This window comes from Serratia sp. (in: enterobacteria) (genome assembly GCF_052400455.1).
Classification (GTDB): domain Bacteria; phylum Pseudomonadota; class Gammaproteobacteria; order Enterobacterales; family Enterobacteriaceae; genus Serratia; species Serratia ureilytica.
Genome location: NZ_CP185812.1, coordinates 4531832 through 4551080, shown reverse-complemented (window position 1 = coordinate 4551080; position 19249 = coordinate 4531832). Strand labels below are relative to the sequence as shown.

Genomic DNA, 19249 nt, shown 5'->3' with positions numbered 1-19249 from the left:
TGAAGCCCTCGCAAGAGGGCTTTTTTTTGGTTCATCGCGCTTTACCCGTTGGCGGCGGCTTTGACGAGTTCCACCACCAGCGGTGAAAGCTCGCCGCGCAGCGCGGCGCGTTCCGACTGGAACAGCGTGGCGGCGTAAAAACGCCGGCCCGGCAGTTCGATGGCGCGCACGTCGCCTTCGGCATCGTGGCCGCTGATGATCAGCGGGAAGCGCTGCAGATCGGCGACGAAGTCCGGATTCACGCCGAAGTTGCAGTGGTAGCCTTCATGGGCGTTCAGGCTGCCGTAGGCCTGCGCGACGCGGGTGTCAGGCTGAAAAACGATGTCGCCGGTTTTTTCCACCAGTGAGCAGCTCAATGGGGCGATCACCAGCCGGCCACCGCTGTCGGTTTCCGCATGACCGGCGTCGTGCCAGCCCATCACATTGCGGGCGTATTCGACGATGGCGTATTGAAAACCGCCGCAGGAGCCGAGGAACGGCACGTCGTTTTCCCGCGCATGACGGATCGCCATAAAGGCGCCGTCGTCGTGACGATACGGGCTGCCCGGCACCACCCAGATGGCGTCGAAATCTTGCAGCGCGTCGGGGGAGGTCAGGGTTTCGGTCGGGAGCCACTGGGGCTGAACGTCGATGTCGAGGTGGGCGGCGGTGAGCTGGAGCGCCACGGGGATGGCCTGGTGGGCCACGGCTTGCGGGTTGTAATCACCGACCAGAGCAATGCGGACTTGAGCTTTCATCATTTCCTTTCCTGTGCGGGTAAAAAAGGAGATTACAGGAAAGCGGGAGCCCGAGCCGCAGATTTTTTAAACGCGGCGCACAAAAAAGCCCGGCGTTGGCCGGGCTGGAAATAAGGGGGTCAGTACAGCGAGGGCGCGCCAGCCGGTCGGGTTTTGAAACGGCGGTGCAGCCACATGTATTGCTCCGGCGCCCGCATGATCTCTTTCTCGATCACTTTGTTCATGTAAGCCGCGGCCGCCTGTTCATCGCTGAGCGGATAGTCTTCCAGAGCCGGTTGGATCAGCAGGTCGTAGCCGCGGCCGCCTTTGCGGCGGATCAGCACCACCGGCACCAGCGCCGGGTTGGCCATGCGTGCCAGCATGAAGGTGCCGCTGGTGGTGGCGGCCTTATCGACGGCGAACAGCGGCGCGAATACGCTGCCGCGCGGGCCGTAGTCCTGATCCGGTGCGAACCACACCGCCTCGCCGCGCTTGAGCGCATGCACCATGCCGCGCAAATCCTTGCGATCGATCATCGCCTTGTTGGAACGCATGCGGCCTTTGGTCTGCGCCCATTCCATCGCCTTGTTGTTATGCGGACGGTACATCGCCATCATCGGCTGACACAGGCCCATCGCTCGGCCGCCCAGCTCCAGCGACATAAAATGCACGCCGATCACCAGCACGCCGCGATCGTCGCGCTGCGCCATTTTGAGGTGGTTGATGCCGGAGACGTTGAACCAGCGCTTGACGCGTTTATCTGACCAGAACCAGGCCATGCCGGTTTCCAGCAGGCCCATGCCGAGGGATTCGAAATTGCCCACCACTTTGCGCTCGCGCTGCGCTTTGTCCATCTCGGGGAAGCACAGCTCGAGGTTGCGACGGGTGATGGTGACGCGGCGCTTGAGAAAACGCATCGAGGTGCGTCCCATCCACACCCCCAGACGGTAGAGCAGCGGATAGGGGAGCTGTACCAGCAGGAACAGCAGAGCGAGGCCGAACCAGGTTAGCCAGTAGCGCGGGTGCAGCAAGGCCAGTTGAAATGCTTTGGCTGATTTCATAGAAACTCGTTTTATACGTTAAAAGGGGCAGCAAGCTGTAACGCATAAAGGTTCCACTCGATAGCGATACGACTACTCAGACACCCGGGTACGGCCAGGGTTTAGTCGGAATTCCATAATTGACTAAACATTTACATTCGAAGGGCGGTTTGCGCTGCTATCAGGCTTCGGAGGGATAGCTGTTGGCCAGCGGAGGCGGCTCTAGGAATGCTTATGCTAACACAGGGTACGGGGTGTGGCGGAAGAGGGGCATGCGAATATTCTCATTCGCGTTGCCCCTGAGTTGAGGATTGGCGCGTTTTACAGGCTGGGAATGATAATCGCGGCGAAGATCGCGGCGATCACCAGCCATTTCAGCAGGTAGTAACCGCGGCGGTTGCGCGCTTTCAGGCGTTGGCCGGCATCGCGCACCGCGTTGACGTATTTGAAGATGCGGTTGATGCCGCCGGTGCGGTCCTGATCGTCGTTCGGCGAACTGGCCGCCGACATCAGCGTAGCGCCGACCCAGTGGTTGACTGCCTGCGCCCAGCGCCATTTCATTGGCCGCTCGACGTCGCAAAACAGAATGATGCGCGTCTGATCGGTGGCGTTCTGCGCCCAGTGCACGTAGGTCTCGTCGAAGATCACCGCCTCGCCGTCGCGCCAGCTGTGCTGCTCGCCGTCTACTTCGATGAAGCAGCGATCGTCGTTGGGCGTCATCAGCCCCAGGTGATAGCGCACCGAGCCGGCGTAAGGATCGCGGTGTTTACCCAGGTGGCTGCCGGGCGGCAGCTCGGCGAACATCGCCGCCTTGACCGACGGGATGCGGTTGAGCAGCTCGACGGTTTTTGGACACAGCGTCTGCGCCGAAGGATGACTGTCGCTGTACCATTTCAGATAGAAACGTTTCCAGCCGCGTTTGAAGAAGGTGTTGAAGCCGGCATCGTTATGTGACTGCGCCTTTTTGATGTGATCCTGCAGGCGCACCGCTTCTTCGCGGATCGTCTGCCAGTTGTCGGTCAGCGTCTGCAGCTCCGGGAAGCCTTTTTCGTCGAAATAGGGCTGTTTGGCGGGCAAACGGGAGAAACCGGTCATAAACATGTTGATCGGCCCCATAAACGTGGAGTGATCGAACAGCTGACGGGTAAGCTTTTGTTTCTCTTTGCCGCGGGAGTGTGCGTAGAGGAAGCTGATGATAAAAATGCCGATAATGATCGCGGCAACCATAGAATCCATCCCTGTTAGTGCATGTTAAAAATTCGTACAAATTATAGTTTTGTGACAGGAAAAATTTAACTTTTTCGTGCGCTTTCCCCGCTCATGCTGCTTAGTGGCATAAAAAATCAATAAAACTGTTTGTAATAAAATTTTATATCGATTTTTTTGGTTTTAGTCCTATTCTTAAATCGTTCAAGGGGCGTTTCATGCCATCTTGTTTCATGACGAATGGCACGTATCTGAGAAAAGAGGGACTTATGAAGAAATCAATCATTGCCTTGTCTGCACTGCTGCTCGCTTCCCCGGTGTTCGCTGCTGAAACCGCGACCGACACCGCCGCTCACGCCAGCAACGAGGTTGTCGCTGAGGCGCATAAAGGGGCGGATACCGCCAAAGAAAAGCTGCACCAGTCTCAGGACAAGGGTGAAGAGCTGAAGCTGAAAGCCAAGCACGCCGCCGAAGGCAAGAGCGATAGCGTTGGCAGTAAAGTGAGCGAAGGCTCGCAAAAAGCCTGGCACTCCACCAAACAGGGTACGGAGAAGGCTTGGGACAAGACCAAGCAAGGGGCGGAAAGCCTCAAAAACAAAGCGACCGAGTAAGGTCTCCGCTTTTTACCCCAAGGGCCGCGTTGCGGCCTTTTTTATTGCCTGCAAACCGGGCGTGCCCCAAAGAAAAAGGCGCTTATCAAATGAGATAAAGCGCCTTTTCAACACGTTAACTGACTAGTATCAGTTCATGCCGTATTTTTTCAGCTTCTTACGCAGCGTGCCGCGGTTGATGCCCATCATCAGGGCTGCGCGGGTTTGGTTGCCACGGGTGTATTGCATCACCATGTCCAACAGTGGCTGTTCAACTTCAGCCAGTACCAGCTCATACAGGTCATTTACGTCTTGACCGTTCAGTTGAGCAAAATAGTTCTTCAGTGCTTGTTTAACCGAGTCACGCAGAGGCTTTTGAGTCACCTGATCTTGTGAGTTAACGGTAGAAACGGTCAGTACGTCAGAATTTACGCGTTGTTCGAACATAGTTCTGTCAGCTCTTTTTTTACGCTAAGATTTTCGAAATATGCCTCCAACGCCTCCAGCTGTTCGCTGGCATCCTCTATGGCGTTGAATGTGCGCCGAAACTGGTCATTCGGAGCGTGTTCCTGGAGATACCAGGACACGTGCTTACGAGCAATCCGGAATCCCTTGCCTTGGCCATAGAAGCCGTGCAATTCCCGAATGTGCCCAATCAACAAGCGCTTCACCTCGCCAAGCGGCATCGGCGGCAGCAACTCCCCAGTGTCCAGATAATGCTGGATTTCCCGGAAGATCCAGGGTCTCCCCTGAGCAGCGCGGCCTATCATCAGGGCATCGGCCCCGGTGTAGTCGAGCACTGCTCTGGCTTTATGCGGGTCAGTAATATCCCCATTCGCGATAATCGGAATGGAAACACTCTGCTTAACTGCCCGAATGCTGTCGTATTCCGCGTTGCCGTTAAACAGACAGGCGCGGGTTCGGCCGTGAATCGTCAGGGCCTGAATACCACAGTCTTCGGCCAGTTGGGCAATCTCTACACAGTTACGGTGCTCTGGCGCCCAGCCGGTGCGAATCTTCAGCGTTACCGGCACATCCACCGCGTCGACCACCGCGTGGAGGATCCGTTTAACCAGATCCGGGTACTGCAACAAAGCGGACCCGGCAAGCTTCCGGTTCACTTTTTTGGCCGGGCATCCCATGTTGATGTCGATGATCTGCGCGCCGCTGGCCACGTTGATACGCGCGGCGGCGGCCATATCATCAGGATCGCATCCGGCAATTTGCACGGAGCGGATCCCAGGTTCATCGCTATGCACCATACGCAGACGCGACTTATCCGTCCGCCACACCTCCGGGTTGGAGGAGAGCATTTCGGATACAGCCATCCCAGCACCCATTGCATGACAGAGGGTTCTGAACGGGCGATCTGTAATACCGGCCATCGGGGCCGCAATCAGGCAATTAGTAAGCTGGTGGTGTCCAATGCGCATAGACAAAGAGTGACCATACTGTGTCCGCAAGGGCGCGTATATTACGCATTTTTGCGTCGAGATGAAAGGCCAAACTTTAACCAATTGGCCCGATATTAGGACGAAAAATACGCTACGCGGCGATTCATAAAAATATTATATATATTTTACAATAAGTTGACGAAAAGTGCTTATTTTGTGTGCGGCAAAATATTCGCCTTTGCGCAGGATATTATCTGCATTCGCCCGCTATTTTTGCCGGGATAGCCTGCCTGGAAGGCGCATTCTCAGGGCGATCCGTCGTTGAGCGGCGAAAAATTGCATAAAATTTTGTGCCGCCCGAGGGCCGATCGCCGGACAAAAAAATCCACCGGCGCAGGGCCGGTGGACGAGAGGGGCACTATACCGTGACGCTTACTTGCGGCGACCGGTAATGCGGCACCACTCTTCGCGCTCGGCGACCGGGTCGAGTGTGAACTTCTCTGCGTAGGCTTCCGCTACGCTGCTCGCCTGGCTGGCCAGCACGCCGGACAGCCCCAGATGGCCACCGGCCTTCGGCAGACAGCCGATCAGCGGCGCCAGCTCGCGCAGCGGGCCGGCGAGGATGTTGGCGACCACCACGTCCGCCAGCAGGTCGGCAGGCTGGTCTTTCGGCAGATACAGCTCCAGACGCTCTGAAACGCCGTTACGCTGCGCGTTGTCGCGGCTGGCCTGAATGGCCTGGGGATCGATGTCGATGCCGATAGCGCGCGCCGCACCCAGCTTCAGCGCGGCGATCGCCAGGATGCCGGAGCCGCAACCGAAGTCGATAACGGTTTTGCCGGCCAGATCGAGGCCGTCCAGCCACTGCAGGCACAGCGCGGTGGTCGGGTGGGTGCCGGTGCCAAACGCCAGGCCCGGATCGAGCATCACGTTGACCGCGTCAGGATCGGGCACGTCACGCCAGCTCGGGCAGATCCACAAGCGCTCGCCGAAGCGCATCGGGTGGAAGTTGTCCATCCACTCGCGCTCCCAGTCCTTGTCTTCCAGCTGTTCTATCTTGTGGCGGAAACCGGCGCCCAGCAGCGGGTGCTGTTCCAGCATCGCCACCACCTCGGCCATATCGGTTTCGGCGTCGTACAGGCCGATCACATCGGTATCGCCCCACAGCAGGGTTTCACCCGGCAAGGGTTCGAACACCGGATTGTCGTGGGTGTCCTGGAAGGTCACCGACACGGCGCCGCTTTCCACCAGCGCGTCGCTCAGGTCTTCCGCCTGGCTGCCGGTGGTGTTCAGTTTGAGTTGGATCCAAGGCATAGCAATTCTCTTCAAGAGGGTAATGATGACGCCGCCCGGCGCTTTTCGCCGACGACGTTACCGAGATAAAACGCCAACAGGCTGAGCAACAGCGAAGGCACGATAGGGTGCAGCCCCGCCGGTTGCAGGTTGAAGCTGGCCAATAGCGTATAGCATACCGCACCCGACACCATTGAGCTAAGCGCTCCCTGTGCATTGGCGCGTTCCCAATACAGGCCCAGCACCAGCGGCCACAGGAAGACCGCCTCCAGCCCGCCGAAAGCCAGCAGGTTGAGCCAGATGATCATCTCAGGCGGCCGCCAGGCCGCCAGCAGCACCAGCAGACCGAGGATCAGCGTGGTCAGGCTGGAGAAGCGCTTGATCAATCGCTCGTTGTGGATCTGCTGCGGCCGCACGCCCAGGTAGAGATCCTTGATGATGGTGGCGGAGGATTGCAGCAGTTGGGCATTGATGGTCGACATGATCGCCGCCATCGGCGCCGCCAAAAAGATCCCGGCGGCGTACGGCGGCAGCACGGTGATCATCAGCGTTGGGATCACCTGATCGGGGATCTTGAGATCGGGCAATACCGCGCGGCCGAGCGCGCCGGCCAAGTGCATGCCGAACATCAGCACCGCCACCACCACGGTGCCGAGCAGAATGCCGCGATGCACCGCCTTGCTGTCCTTGTAGGAGATGCAGCGCACGGCGGTGTGCGGCAGGCCGATCACCCCGAAGCACACCAGGATCCAGAATGACGCCATAAACGGCAGGCTGAGGATCTGATCGCCGCCCTGCGGCGACACCAGCGCCGGATCGATCTGCTGCAGTTTGCTTACTGCGCTGTCCAGTCCGCCGGCGGCATGGATCACCGCCACCAGCAGCAGCACGGTGCCAAGCAGCATCACCAGCCCCTGCATGGCGTCGTTCAACACGCTGGCGCGGAAGCCGCCGAAGGCGGTGTACAGCGCGATGCTGATGCCGAAGATCAGCAGGCCGGTGTCATAAGGAATGCCGGCGGCGGTCTCCAACAGGCGGGCGCCGCCGATGAACTGCACCGTCATGGCGCCGAGGAACGCCACCAGCAGGCTGAGGCTGGCCAGCCACACCAACAGGCGGCTTTGGTAGCGGCCATACAGCATGTCATTGAGGGTAATGGCGTTGTAGCGCCGCGCCAGGATGGCGAATTTCTTGCCCAGCACGCCGAGCGACAGCCACACCGCCGGCAGTTGGATCATCGCCAGCAGTACCCAGCCCAGGCCGTATTTGTAGGCGGCGCCGGGCCCGCCGATAAACGAACTGGCGCTGATGTAGGTGGCGGTCAAGGTCATCGCCAGCACAAAGCCGCCCATCGAGCGGTTGCCGAGGAAGTATTCGCTGAGGAAATTTCCGTTCTGACGGCGGCGATAGGCATACACCGACAGGCCGAACACCAGCAACAGGTAGGCGACCAGCGGCAGGATCACTTCAGTTTGCATCGCTGTCCTCCAGCGAAATGTCGCGGAACACCGTGCGCACCATCAGCCAGCACAGGCCGATGAACAGCAGCGGCACCAGCAGGCAGGCCATTTCGAACCAGTGCGGCAGGCCGGTGACGCCGATGGCGCTGTCCGGCAGGTAGGCCGCCAGCCCCCAGGCCAGCAGGTAGAGCAGCGTCAGCCCCAGCGCCCAGCGCGCTTCGCGGTGCGCCTGAATAAAGCGTTTGTCCATCCGTGTCTCCCATAGGTTTACGGTGATGGATTCATCAAAGGTAGGGAATTTTACGGCATGACGGCGTTTTGCCAAGCCGTTACTGGCGTCAGCGCCAAAGAAAAAGGCCGGTGATTAACCGGCCTTTCGTCAGACGATGCTGCGTGCCTGCTTAGGTTTCCTGCAGACCCAGCTTCTTCTCCAGATAGTGGATGTTGGTGCCACCGTGCTGGAAGTTTTCGTCGTTCATGATCTTCTGCTGCAGCTCAACGTTGGTTTTGATGCCGTCGATGATCAGTTCAGCCAGGGCGTTTTTCATGCGGGCAATCGCCACGTCACGGTTTTCGCCGTAGGTGATCAGTTTGCCGATCATGGAGTCATAGTACGGCGGTACGGTATAACCGGCGTAGATATGAGATTCCCAACGCACGCCGAAACCGCCTGGCGCGTGGAAGCGGGTGATCTTGCCCGGGCTCGGCAGGAAGGTGTTCGGATCTTCGGCGTTGATGCGGCATTCTACCGCATGGCCGTGGATCTTCACTTCTTCCTGTTTGATCGACAGCGGCTGACCGGCAGCGATGCGCAGCTGCTCTTTGATCAGATCCACGCCGGTGATCATTTCGGTAACCGGGTGCTCTACCTGAATACGGGTGTTCATTTCGATGAAATAGAACTCGCCGTTTTCATAAAGGAACTCGAAGGTGCCCGCACCGCGATAGCCGATTTCCACACAGGCTTTCGAGCAGCGCTCGCCGATGTAGCGGCGCATTTCGCTGGTGATGCCCGGCGCCGGCGCTTCTTCGACCACTTTCTGGTGGCGACGCTGCATGGAGCAGTCGCGCTCGGCCAGATAGATGGCGTTGCCCTGGCCGTCGGCCAATACCTGAATCTCGATGTGACGCGGATTCTCCAGGTATTTTTCCATGTACACCATGTCGTTGTTGAAAGCCGCTTTGGCTTCCGCTTTCGTCATGTTGATGGACTGCTCAAGGTCTTTGTCGCTGCGCACGACGCGCATGCCGCGGCCGCCGCCGCCGCCGGAGGCCTTGATGATCACCGGATAACCGATGCGCTTGGCGAAGGCACGGTTTTTATCCATGTCATCGGTCAGCGGGCCGTCGGAGCCCGGCACGCATGGCACGCCGGCTTTTTTCATGGCATTGATCGCGGAAACCTTGTCGCCCATCAGGCGGATGGTTTCGGCTTTCGGGCCGATGAAGATGAAACCGGAGCGTTCAACCTGCTCGGCGAAGTCGGCGTTCTCGGACAGGAAGCCGTAGCCCGGGTGGATCGCCACTGCGCCGGTGATTTCCGCCGCCGAGATGATGGCCGGGATGTTCAGATAGCTTTTTACCGATGGCGCAGGACCGATGCAGACGGTCTCGTCGGCCAGCAGAACGTGTTTCAGATCGCGGTCGGCCGCGGAGTGAACCGCAACGGTCTTGATGCCCAGTTCTTTACAGGCACGCAGGATGCGAAGCGCGATCTCGCCGCGGTTGGCGATAACAATTTTATCAAGCATGGGGGCGCCTCGTTATTCGATGACGACCAGCGGCTCGTCATATTCGACCGGCTGGCCGTTTTCCACCAGGATGGCTTTCACGACGCCGGACTTGTCCGCTTCGATCTGGTTCATCATTTTCATGGCTTCAACGATGCACAGGGTATCGCCGGCGTTCACTTTCTGGCCCACTTCCACGAAGGCTTTCGCGTCCGGGCTTGGGGTGCGGTAGAAGGTGCCTACCATTGGGGAACGAACGACGTGGCCACTCACGGCCGCCGGTGCTGCAGGGGTTTCTGCCGCAGGCGCGGTGGCAACGGCGTTAGCCAGGGCTGGCTGCTGCTGTGCCGGCATCGCGTAGGCCTGCTGCATGACGGGATAAGCCTGCGCCGGTGCGGCACGGCTGATGCGAACCGATTCTTCGCCTTCAGAGATTTCCAGTTCAGAAATGCCTGATTCTTCAACCAGTTCGATCAGTTTCTTGATTTTACGAATATCCATGAGTGTGATTCCGTACTCTTTTTGTGGAGCAATTAGTGGGTTTTCGACAGACGGTTAACCGCTGCCTGTAAAGCGAAAGCGTAGCCATCCGCGCCGAGGCCGCAAATCACGCCTACCGCTACGTCTGAGAGATAAGAGTGATGGCGGAAAGGTTCGCGGGCGTGCACGTTGGACAGGTGGATCTCGATGAACGGGATCTGCACCGCCAGCAACGCATCGCGCAGCGCCACGCTGGTATGCGTGAACGCCGCCGGATTTATCAGAATGAAATCGGTATTGCCGCGCGCCTGATGGATGCGATCGATCAGCTGATGCTCGGCGTTGGACTGCAGATGGCTCAGGGTAATATCCAATGCGGATGCCTGGTTTTCCAATCCGTTAACAATCTCTGTCAGCGTCGTGCTGCCGTACTTCTCCGGCTCACGCGTCCCCAGCAGATTGAGATTGGGGCCGTTCAGAAGCAAAATGTGAAACTTATCCGCCATTGTGCTGGTATCTCCGGCAATAAAACCATCATCGTAGAAAATAACCCGATGTTACCGATTTGTCACCTGTTAAGGGGCAAATTCACCCTGAGAACAGAAACAAGGTCGGGCATTATAACGATATCGTAGCAATTCGCAGCTAAATACTGGTCTTATCAGCGAAGATATTCAACCCCAAATCGACGAACTCGGGGAGCCGTGACAGGAATATGAGCGCTGGAACACAAAAAAAGTTCCCGCCGGCGGCGCGCGTTTTTCAGCGGCAATCCCACGCGCCGCCGCGCGATTCAACGCCACCAGGCGCGGAATTTCTTGTAACGCAGGCCTAACAGCGCCACCGCCAACAGCGCGTAAATGAACGGCTGGGGTGAAAACGTTTTGACCGACCACAGATAGTGGATGGGCGCGAGGATCGCCGCCAGATAGACGAAGTTGTGCAACGTTTGCCATTTGGCGCCCAGTTTGCGCATCGCCCACAGCGTTGAGGTGGCCGCCAGCGCCAGCAGGATCAGCCAGGTGAGGATGCCGAGCGTCAGATACGGGCGGTTCACCAGCTCACTGCCCAGCAGGCCGAGATTGCTCAGCCCCAGTTCCAGCGTGGAGTAGCTTATCAGGTGCAACGTGCCCCAGGCAAAGCACCACAGCCCGACCAGGCGGCGGCAGCGGATCAGCAGCGGCTGCCGGGCGTAGCGCGCCAGCGGGGCGATAGCCAGCGTGGCCAGCAGCAGTTTCAGCGTCATCCTGCCGGTAAAATGCTGAATGTCCTTGGACGGATCGGCGCTGAACCAGCCCTGATCCACCGCCAACACCAGCCAGAGAAAGGGCAAAAACGCCGCCAGATGCAGGGCGGCTTTCAGCCATTTGATATGAACAGGCGTCAGGCGCACTTAGAAATTCTCCCGCAGGTCCATGCCGTGATACAGCGACGCCACCTGATCGGCATAGCCGTTAAACAGCAGCGTCGGTTGGCGTTTGACGTCGAGTATGCCGCCGGCGCCGATGAAACGCTCGGTGGCCTGCGACCAGCGCGGATGATCGACGTGCGGATTCACGTTGGCGTAAAAACCGTACTCGTTCGGCGCAGATTGGTTCCAGGTGGTCGGCGGCTGATCGCGCACCAAACGGATATGCACGATCGACTTGATGCCTTTGAAGCCGTATTTCCACGGCGTAATCAACCGCAGCGGCGCGCCGTTTTGCGGCGGCAGGGTTTTGCCGTACACGCCGACGGTCAGCAGCGCCAGCGGATGCATCGCCTCGTCCAGCCGCAGCCCTTCGATGTAGGGATATTTCAGGCCGCCGCCGATAAAGCGATCTTTCTGGCCGGGCATCTGTTCCGGATCGTACAGCGTCTGGAAGGCCACGTAGCGCGCGCTGCCGTTCGGCTCGGCCAGCTTGAGAAGCTTGCCCAGCTCGAAACCGATCCATGGCACCACCATCGACCAGGCCTCGACGCAGCGCATGCGATAAATGCGCTGCTCCAGCGGGAAACGCTTCATCAGATCGTCGATATCCAGCGTTATCGGCTTCGCCACTTCGCCGTCGATGCGCACTTTCCAGCCTTCGGTCTTCAGCCCGCCGGCGTTGGCGGCCGGATCGGCCTTGTCGAGGCCGAACTCATAGAAGTTGTTGTAGCCGGTGACCTTGTCTTCCGGCGTCATCGCCAGCTGCGCCTGCCAGGCGGCCGGTTTGCTGAATTCCAGCGCTTTGCCCGGCGGCGCCTTGGGACGATCGTTGCCTTTGAACCACGACAGCAGGTCCGCCTGTGCGCCGGTAGGCAGCGCCAGCGTGGCGGCGGTGATGCCGAGCGCCTGCAGCACTTTGCGCCGCTGGTGGAATACGCTCTCTGGCGTGACGTCGGCCTCGGTCAATTTGGGGTGTTTGTTCATGCTGATGTTCTCCGCGACTGATGCCCGCCGCCCGCAAGCGGTTAACGGGGCTCCATGAAATAAGCATGGCGCTAAAGCCGGCCGGAAGCGAGGGGACGCGGGAAAATATGAAATTTCGCAGACGCCGGTGAGCCCCCCGTCGCCGGGGGGGAGTCCGTCAGCGGATTTTCACCAGAGTGCGGCCGGTGATTTGGTTGTTCAGCAGCGCGGCGGCGGTGGCCGGCGCCTGTTCGAGGGTGATTTCGTGCGTGGCCTGCTGATAGAAACTGTCCGGCAGAATGCCGGCCAGCCGTTCCCAGGCGGTTTGGCGGCGATGCAGCGGCGTATGCACCGAATCCACCCCTTGCAGGCGCACATTGCGCAGAATGAACGGCATCACGGTGGTCGGCAACTGATAGCCGCCGGCCAGGCCGCAGGCGGCGACGGTGCCGTTATAGTTCATCTGCGCCAGCACCCGGGCCAGCAGTTTGTCGCCGACGGTGTCCACCGCGCCGGCCCACAGCTGTTTCTCCAGCGGACGCGGCGTGTCGATATAGCCATCGCGCGACATCACCTCTTTGGCGCCGAGCGCTTTCAGGTAGTCGGTATTGCTGTCGCGGCCGCTGATGGCGGTCACCCGGTACCCCAGCGCCGCCAGCAGGGCGATGGCGGTGCTGCCCACGCCGCCGCTGGCGCCGGTAACCAGGATATCGCCGTCGTCCGGGTGTACCCCGCCTTCTTCCAGCGCCATCACGCACAGCATGGCGGTAAAGCCGGCGGTGCCGATGATCATCGCCTTGCGCTCATCCAGGCCGTTCGGCAGCGGCACCAGCCACTCGCCGGAGACGCGAGCCTGCTCGGCCAGGCCGCCCCAGTGGTGTTCACCCACGCCCCAGCCGGTGAGCACCACGCTTTGCCCCTCTTTAAAGCGAGCGTCACCGCTGTGGCGCACGATGCCGGCGAAGTCGATGCCCGGCACCATTGGGAAATGACGCACGATCTTGCCTTTCCCGGTGATCGCCAGCGCATCCTTGTAGTTCAGGCTGGACCAGTTGATGTCGACGGTAACATCGCCTTCCGGCAACCGATCGCTGCCGATATCTTTGATATGAGCCAGAGTTTGGTCGTCTTGTTGTTCCAATAACAGTGCACGCATGTCACTCTTCCTCTCGTTTACACTTTTCTATCAATGGCTGAATCACATTTATTTGACTATATGCATAATAAGCGGCCCAAGTCCTGATAAAGGACAAAAACGGCGCTTGCAGGTTTAATTCCTCAGCAAGGCTTGTTAGGGTTGGACGGCCCCTTTTAGCTAAAGGGTGAACACTCACTTAACCATAGCGGACAAGGCACAGGGATGCGATTTACCACCAAACTCTCTGCATTGATCACTCTGTTGGTCGCGCTGGCGATGTTTTTGATGCTGATGGGATGCTCATACAGCTTCTTTTACGTTACCCAGGATCGCCAGGAGCGTCGCTTTGATTCGCTGGTCACGTCTCTCGATCAAGCCATGTTGCGCGAGTCGCCGCGCGATCAGGAGAAATGGTTGCCGATTGTCATGCGCCCGCTCGGCATTGTGTCGATCCGCGTAGAGGCCGGCGCCAGCAAGCTCCTCGACTATAAATTGCCGACGGCGAAAAAAGAGCCCTGGGATGCGCTGAACGGCTATCGTCAGGTCTCGCGCCCGCTGTTGCAGCACCCGGGCAGTATGCTGCAAATCACCTACCTCGATCCCTTCGCCAGCGATGTGCGCACGTTGCAATCCACGGCCGCCGTCACGCTGTCGATCGTCGTTATGGTGGTGATTTTGCTGTTCAGCCTGCGCTGGCTGCGTGAACAGGCCGACGGCGAGGATCGTCTGGAGCGCCGCGCGCGGCGCATTCTGAACGGCGAGCGCGAAAACGTCATGCAGGGCGACGTGCGCGAATGGCCGGCCAACGTCAGCGGGGCGCTCGACCGCCTGCTGGCCGATCTGGCGGAAGCCCGGGAGGAGCGCAGCCGGGTCGATACGCTGATCCGCGCCTTCGCGGCGCAGGACGCCAAAACCGGGCTGAACAATCGCCTGTTCTTCGATAACCAATTGACCACTCAGCTGGAAGAGGAAGGCTCGCACGGCATCGTGATGATGGTGCGGCTGCCCGATTTCGAGACCCTGCGCGACACGCACGGCAGCGTGGCGGTGCAGGAGCTGATGTATTCGCTGGTCAATCTGCTGTCTACCTTCGTGATGCGCTATCCGTCGGCGCTGCTGGCGCGCTATTTTCACAGCGATTTTACCGTCTTGCTGCCGCATCGCACGCTGAAGGAGGCCGACGGCATCGCCTCACAGCTGGTCAACGCCATCGATGCCTTGCCTTCCACGGCGATGATCGACCGTGAGGCCTTCCTGCACATCGGCATCGTGGCGTACCGCAGCGGCCAGACCACGGAGCAGGTGATCGATTACGCGGAGCAGGCGACGCGGCACGCCACGCTGCAGGGCGAAAACGGCTGGTACGTGTACGACAGCCAGGTGCCGGAAAAGGGGCGCGGCAGCGTCAAGTGGCGCACGCTGCTGGAACAGGTGCTGGCGCGCGGCGGCCCGCGGCTGTATCAGAAACCGGCGGTGACCGTGGAAGGCGAGGTGCACCACCGTGAGATCATGAGCCGAATTTATGACGGCGCCCAGGAATTGCTGCCGGCGGAATATATGCCGCTGGTGGAGCAATTGGGGTTGGCGGAGAGTTACGATCGCCAACAGGTGAGCCGCATCATCCCGTTGCTGGCGCAGTGGCCTGAAGAAACGCTGGCGTTCCCGCTGTGCGTGGACTCGATTTTGCAGCGCTCTTTCCAACGCTGGCTGCGCGATACGCTGTTGCAGTGCGAAAAAAGTCAGCGTCGACGAATTCTGATTGAACTTGCGGAGGCAGATGTGTGTCAACATATCGACCGTTTGCGTCCGGTGCTGAGGTTGCTGTCAGGGCTGGGTTGCCGCCTGGCGGTGTCCAAAGCGGGGTTAACCGTGGTCAGCACGTCCTATATCAAGTCGTTGCAGGTGGAGATCGTCAAGCTCCACCCGGGGTTGGTGCGGAGTATCGATAAGCGGGACGAAAATCAGCTGTTCGTGCAGAGCCTGACCGGCGCCTGCGCGGGCACGCGCGCTCAGGTGTTCGCTGCCAGCGTACGTACGCGCAACGAATGGCAGACGCTGAAAGAGCGTGGGATCCATGGCGGGCAGGGCGACTTTTTCGCGTCGCCGGAACCGATCGACGTGGGGCGTAAAAAATATTCACGTCGTTATCGTGTTTAAGCTGATTGACGGACAAAAATTGACGTAGAATGAGGACCGGATCCATCTGGGCCTCGTTACCGTCTTTTTGGAGTTTTTTCCAAACTGCCTGCGACAACAACGCCTATTTGAGATAGGCTCTTGTCTGCCTTTATCTGGTTGACGTTGGTAGGTGCTTACCACCGGCGGCAATCAGGGAATATGTTAGATTTTATGAGCTGTGTTACGCCGTTTCGTGCGTTGACAGGGTGGTAAACTGAGCCTTTGTTCAGGGAATTCAGGCCTCATCCAATTTCCGTGCATTCGAGCAGAAACAATACAGACTATTTTTCACCGAAGTAGAACGTTTTTGCGCCTTGTCGCTGCTTCGTGTGGTTGGTAAAGTAGGCGGATTTTATTTTCCGCCCCCAGCTTGCAGGATTATCCTTTCGTTATGTTTAAGAAATTTCGTGGCATGTTTTCCAACGACTTGTCCATCGACTTGGGTACCGCCAATACCCTGATTTATGTTAAAGGGCAAGGCATCGTACTGAATGAACCTTCGGTGGTTGCCATTCGCCAGGATCGTGCCGGCTCCCCAAAGAGCGTAGCGGCCGTCGGTCATGACGCCAAACAGATGCTGGGCCGCACCCCCGGCAACATCGCGGCTATTCGCCCGATGAAAGACGGCGTGATCGCCGACTTCTTCGTGACCGAAAAAATGCTGCAGCACTTTATCAAACAGGTTCACAGCAACAGCTTTATGCGCCCAAGCCCGCGCGTGCTGGTCTGTGTGCCGGTCGGCGCAACCCAGGTTGAACGCCGCGCTATCCGCGAGTCCGCCCAAGGGGCCGGCGCGCGTGAAGTGTTCCTGATTGAAGAGCCGATGGCGGCGGCGATCGGTGCAGGTTTGCCGGTTTCCGAAGCGACCGGCTCCATGGTGGTGGATATCGGTGGCGGTACCACTGAAGTGGCGGTGATCTCGCTGAACGGCGTGGTGTACTCCTCTTCCGTGCGCATCGGCGGTGACCGTTTCGATGAAGCCATCATCAATTATGTGCGCCGCAACTATGGCTCGCTGATCGGCGAAGCCACCGCAGAGCGCATCAAGCACGAAATCGGTTCTGCCTATCCGGGCGACGAAGTGCGCGAAATCGAAGTGCGCGGCCGTAACCTGGCTGAAGGCGTACCGCGCGGCTTTACCCTGAACTCCAATGAAATCCTCGAAGCCCTGCAAGAGCCGCTGACCGGCATCGTCAGCGCGGTGATGGTTGCGCTGGAGCAGTGCCCGCCAGAATTGGCCTCCGACATTTCCGAACGCGGCATGGTCTTGACCGGCGGCGGCGCGTTGCTGCGCAACCTCGATCGCCTGCTGATGGAAGAAACCGGCATCCCGGTCGTGGTGGCGGAAGATCCGCTGACCTGCGTGGCGCGCGGCGGCGGCAAGGCGTTGGAAATGATCGACATGCACGGCGGCGATTTGTTCAGCGAAGAATAGTCAGCCCCTGGAAGGAGGAATCGTATCGGATGAATGCGCACAGCGAAAATCGGGTACGGTTCCTCTTTCTGTTGTCGAGGAACTCGCATAATTTATGAAGCCGATTTTTAGCAGGGGGCCTTCCCTGCAACTGCGACTTTTTTTGGCGGTGATCGCGGCCATTGGCCTGATCGTTGCCGACAGCCGGCTCGGCACGTTCGTGAAGATACGTAACTACATGGACACCGCAGTCAGCCCTTTCTATTTTCTGGCCAACGGGCCGCGTAAAGTTTTGGACAGCGTGTCGGAAACGCTGGCCACCCGCCAACAGCTGGAGCTGGAAAACCGAGCTCTGCGGCAGGAACTGCTGCTGAAAAACAGCGATATTCTTCTTCTTGGCCAATTCAAGCAGGAAAACGCCCGCTTGCGCGAGCTGCTGGGTTCCCCGCTGCGCCAGGACGAACACAAGATGGTCACCCAGGTGATCTCCACCGGTTCCGATCCGTACAGCGACCAAGTCGTTATCGACAAAGGGTCGGACAACGGCGTCTATGAAGGCCAGCCGGTGATCAGTGACAAGGGCGTAGTTGGCCAGGTCGTGGCGGTGGCGAAGGTGACCAGCCGCGTGCTGCTGATCTGCGATGCCTCGCACGCGTTGCCGATTCAGGTGCTGCGCAACGATATTCGGGTGATCGCCGCAGGCAGCGGCTGCGCCGACGATCTGCAGCTGGAACACCTGCCGAACAATACCGATATCCGCGTTGGCGACGTGCTGGTGACCTCCGGCCTCGGCGGCCGTTTCCCGGAAGGGTATCCGGTGGCGGTAGTCTCTTCGGTCAAGGTCGACAATCAACGCGCTTACACCGTGATTCAGGCGCGGCCGACCGCCGGTCTGCAGCGCTTGCGCTACCTGCTGCTGCTGTGGGGCGCCGATCGCAACGGCGACATGCCGTTGCCGCCGGACGAAGTTCACCGCGTGGCCAATGAGCGCCTGATGCAGATGATGCCGCAGGTGCTGCCGCCTGCCGGTTCGGTCGGGCCGCAGCTGCCGGCGCCGGCCACCGGCGTGGCGCCGCAAACCGTCGCTCCGGCGTCTGCCCAGCCTCCAGCCCAGCCTGCCGCGGCGGGAGTGGTGCAATGAACAGTTACCGCAGCCACGGGCGCTGGATCATCTGGCTGTCGTTCCTGGTGGCGTTGGTGCTGCAAATCATGCCGTGGCCGGAACAGATCTACATGTTCCGGCCTTCGTGGCTGGTGCTGATCCTCATTTACTGGGTGATGGCCTTGCCGCACCGCGTCAACGTCGGCACCGGTTTCGTGCTGGGGCTGATCATGGATCTGATCCTCGGCTCCACGCTGGGCGTGCGCGCGCTGGCGCTGGGCATCATCGCCTACCTGGTGGCGTTCAAATTCCAACTGTTCCGCAATATGGCGCTGTGGCAACAGGCGCTGATCGTCGTGCTGCTGTCGCTGTCGATGGACGTGGTGGTGTTCTGGGCTGAGTTTTTAGTGATCAACGTCTCTTTCCGCCCAGAGGTGTTCTGGAGTAGTGTGGTAAACGGCATTTTGTGGCCGTGGTTATTCCTGTTGATGCGCAAAATCCGCCGTCAGTTCGCCGTACAGTAAGGGTATCTCAATGACTTCGCTTTATCTGGCCTCCGGCTCCCCACGTCGACGTGAACTGCTGACCCTGCTGGGCGTATCGTTCGACATCCTGTTGACGCATACCGAAGAGCAGCGCCGGGAAGGCGAAGCCGCAGAAGCCTATGTGCGCCGCCTGGCGCAGGACAAGGCCAAAGCGGGCGTGGCGCTGGCGCAGGAAGATCGGCCGGTGCTGGGCGCCGACACCATCGTGGTGCTCAACGGCCGGGTGCTGGAGAAGCCGCGCGACGAAGCCCATGCGGCACAGATGCTGGCGGCCCTGTCGGGCAAACAGCATCAGGTGATGACGGCGGTGGCGATCGCCGATCGCCAAGACGTGCGTTGCCAGCTGGTGGTGACCGACGTGACGTTCCGCAGCCTGTCGCAACAGGATATCCGCGACTATATTGCTACGGGCGAACCGATGGATAAAGCGGGCGCCTACGGCATTCAAGGAAAGGGTGGTTGTTTCGTCAGAACGATAACCGGGAGTTATCACGCGGTGGTCGGTCTGCCACTGGTCGAAACACATGAGCTGCTCAGTAATTTTGTCGCATTACGTGATGTAAGAACCGGTTGATGGGCGCTGCCATTA

The 19249-nt window shown here is 59.3% G+C and carries 20 protein-coding genes; 6 read left to right on the top strand and 14 right to left on the bottom strand.

Annotation, left to right across the window (positions count from 1 at the left end; genetic code table 11):
- Window positions 1-41: 41 nt before the first annotated feature.
- The 3 genes from ACORQT_RS21925 to lpxO form a co-directional block, all read right to left on the bottom strand.
- Window positions 42-740, bottom strand: a complete 699-nt coding sequence (locus tag ACORQT_RS21925; RefSeq protein ID WP_422066977.1) for a CTP synthase C-terminal region-related (seleno)protein — start codon at window positions 738-740, stop codon at window positions 42-44.
- 116 nt (window positions 741-856) lie between these two features.
- Window positions 857-1777 (bottom strand): kdo(2)-lipid IV(A) palmitoleoyltransferase, encoded by a 921-nt coding sequence (gene lpxP / locus ACORQT_RS21920; protein WP_164057674.1) that lies wholly within the window; start codon window positions 1775-1777, stop codon window positions 857-859.
- Window positions 1778-2077: 300 nt separating this feature from the next.
- A complete protein-coding gene (gene lpxO / locus ACORQT_RS21915) occupies window positions 2078-2983 on the bottom strand; it encodes a lipid A hydroxylase LpxO (protein WP_033651231.1) in 906 nt (301 codons plus the stop codon).
- A gap of 248 nt (window positions 2984-3231) precedes the next feature.
- On the opposite strand from lpxO, the gene ACORQT_RS21910 reads away from it, so the two are divergent.
- Window positions 3232-3573: a hypothetical protein gene (locus tag ACORQT_RS21910; protein WP_016930249.1), complete on the top strand. Its 342-nt coding sequence runs from the start codon at window positions 3232-3234 to the stop codon at window positions 3571-3573.
- Between the two features lie 129 nt (window positions 3574-3702).
- On the opposite strand, the gene fis is transcribed toward ACORQT_RS21910, so the two are convergent.
- The 11 genes from fis to acuI all read right to left on the bottom strand — a co-directional run bounded on the left by fis (window position 3703) and on the right by acuI (window position 13439).
- Window positions 3703-3999 (bottom strand): DNA-binding transcriptional regulator Fis, encoded by a 297-nt coding sequence (fis, locus tag ACORQT_RS21905; RefSeq protein WP_000462905.1) that lies wholly within the window; start codon window positions 3997-3999, stop codon window positions 3703-3705.
- A complete protein-coding gene (dusB, locus tag ACORQT_RS21900; protein WP_033644443.1) occupies window positions 3981-4985 on the bottom strand; it encodes a tRNA dihydrouridine synthase DusB in 1005 nt (334 codons plus the stop codon). Before dusB ends, fis begins: the two co-directional genes overlap by 19 nt.
- Window positions 4986-5378: 393 nt before the next feature.
- Window positions 5379-6260, bottom strand: a complete 882-nt coding sequence (gene prmA / locus ACORQT_RS21895; RefSeq protein ID WP_033644444.1) for a 50S ribosomal protein L11 methyltransferase — start codon at window positions 6258-6260, stop codon at window positions 5379-5381.
- A gap of 11 nt (window positions 6261-6271) precedes the next feature.
- Complete coding sequence (gene panF, locus ACORQT_RS21890; protein ID WP_004936863.1) at window positions 6272-7717, bottom strand: sodium/pantothenate symporter; 1446 nt, start codon at window positions 7715-7717, stop codon at window positions 6272-6274.
- Window positions 7707-7949 (bottom strand): YhdT family protein, encoded by a 243-nt coding sequence (locus ACORQT_RS21885; protein WP_033644445.1) that lies wholly within the window; start codon window positions 7947-7949, stop codon window positions 7707-7709. The genes panF and ACORQT_RS21885 overlap by 11 nt, the downstream gene beginning before the upstream one ends.
- 151 nt (window positions 7950-8100) lie before the next feature.
- Window positions 8101-9450 (bottom strand): acetyl-CoA carboxylase biotin carboxylase subunit, encoded by a 1350-nt coding sequence (gene accC, locus ACORQT_RS21880; protein WP_033651233.1) that lies wholly within the window; start codon window positions 9448-9450, stop codon window positions 8101-8103.
- Window positions 9451-9462: 12 nt separating this feature from the next.
- Window positions 9463-9930 (bottom strand): acetyl-CoA carboxylase biotin carboxyl carrier protein, encoded by a 468-nt coding sequence (gene accB, locus ACORQT_RS21875; protein WP_033636178.1) that lies wholly within the window; start codon window positions 9928-9930, stop codon window positions 9463-9465.
- A gap of 32 nt (window positions 9931-9962) precedes the next feature.
- Entirely contained in the window at window positions 9963-10415 is a 453-nt protein-coding gene (gene aroQ / locus ACORQT_RS21870; protein WP_004936891.1) for a type II 3-dehydroquinate dehydratase, read from the bottom strand.
- A 287-nt stretch (window positions 10416-10702) separates the two neighbouring features.
- The gene (gene msrQ / locus ACORQT_RS21865) at window positions 10703-11302 is read right to left on the bottom strand and encodes a protein-methionine-sulfoxide reductase heme-binding subunit MsrQ (protein WP_016930241.1); all 600 of its coding nucleotides are present in this window, start codon (window positions 11300-11302) and stop codon (window positions 10703-10705) included.
- Window positions 11303-12304 (bottom strand): protein-methionine-sulfoxide reductase catalytic subunit MsrP, encoded by a 1002-nt coding sequence (msrP, locus tag ACORQT_RS21860; RefSeq protein ID WP_072626900.1) that lies wholly within the window; start codon window positions 12302-12304, stop codon window positions 11303-11305.
- 157 nt (window positions 12305-12461) lie between these two features.
- Window positions 12462-13439, bottom strand: a complete 978-nt coding sequence (gene acuI / locus ACORQT_RS21855; RefSeq protein WP_164058036.1) for an acrylyl-CoA reductase (NADPH) — start codon at window positions 13437-13439, stop codon at window positions 12462-12464.
- A gap of 204 nt (window positions 13440-13643) precedes the next feature.
- Between acuI and csrD the strand changes: the two genes are divergently transcribed.
- From csrD to ACORQT_RS21830, 5 genes are all read left to right on the top strand, one after another.
- Entirely contained in the window at window positions 13644-15578 is a 1935-nt protein-coding gene (gene csrD, locus ACORQT_RS21850) for an RNase E specificity factor CsrD (protein ID WP_047573543.1), read from the top strand.
- 412 nt (window positions 15579-15990) lie between these two features.
- Window positions 15991-17034: a rod shape-determining protein MreB gene (gene mreB, locus ACORQT_RS21845; protein WP_003855260.1), complete on the top strand. Its 1044-nt coding sequence runs from the start codon at window positions 15991-15993 to the stop codon at window positions 17032-17034.
- A gap of 94 nt (window positions 17035-17128) precedes the next feature.
- Window positions 17129-18154: a rod shape-determining protein MreC gene (gene mreC, locus ACORQT_RS21840; RefSeq protein WP_033644451.1), complete on the top strand. Its 1026-nt coding sequence runs from the start codon at window positions 17129-17131 to the stop codon at window positions 18152-18154.
- Window positions 18151-18639, top strand: a complete 489-nt coding sequence (gene mreD, locus ACORQT_RS21835) for a rod shape-determining protein MreD (protein WP_004936918.1) — start codon at window positions 18151-18153, stop codon at window positions 18637-18639. The genes mreC and mreD overlap by 4 nt, the downstream gene beginning before the upstream one ends.
- A 10-nt stretch (window positions 18640-18649) precedes the next feature.
- Window positions 18650-19234, top strand: coding sequence for a Maf family protein (locus tag ACORQT_RS21830; RefSeq protein WP_033644452.1), 585 nt, complete (start codon window positions 18650-18652; stop codon window positions 19232-19234).
- The last annotated feature ends 15 nt before the right edge of the window (window positions 19235-19249 follow it).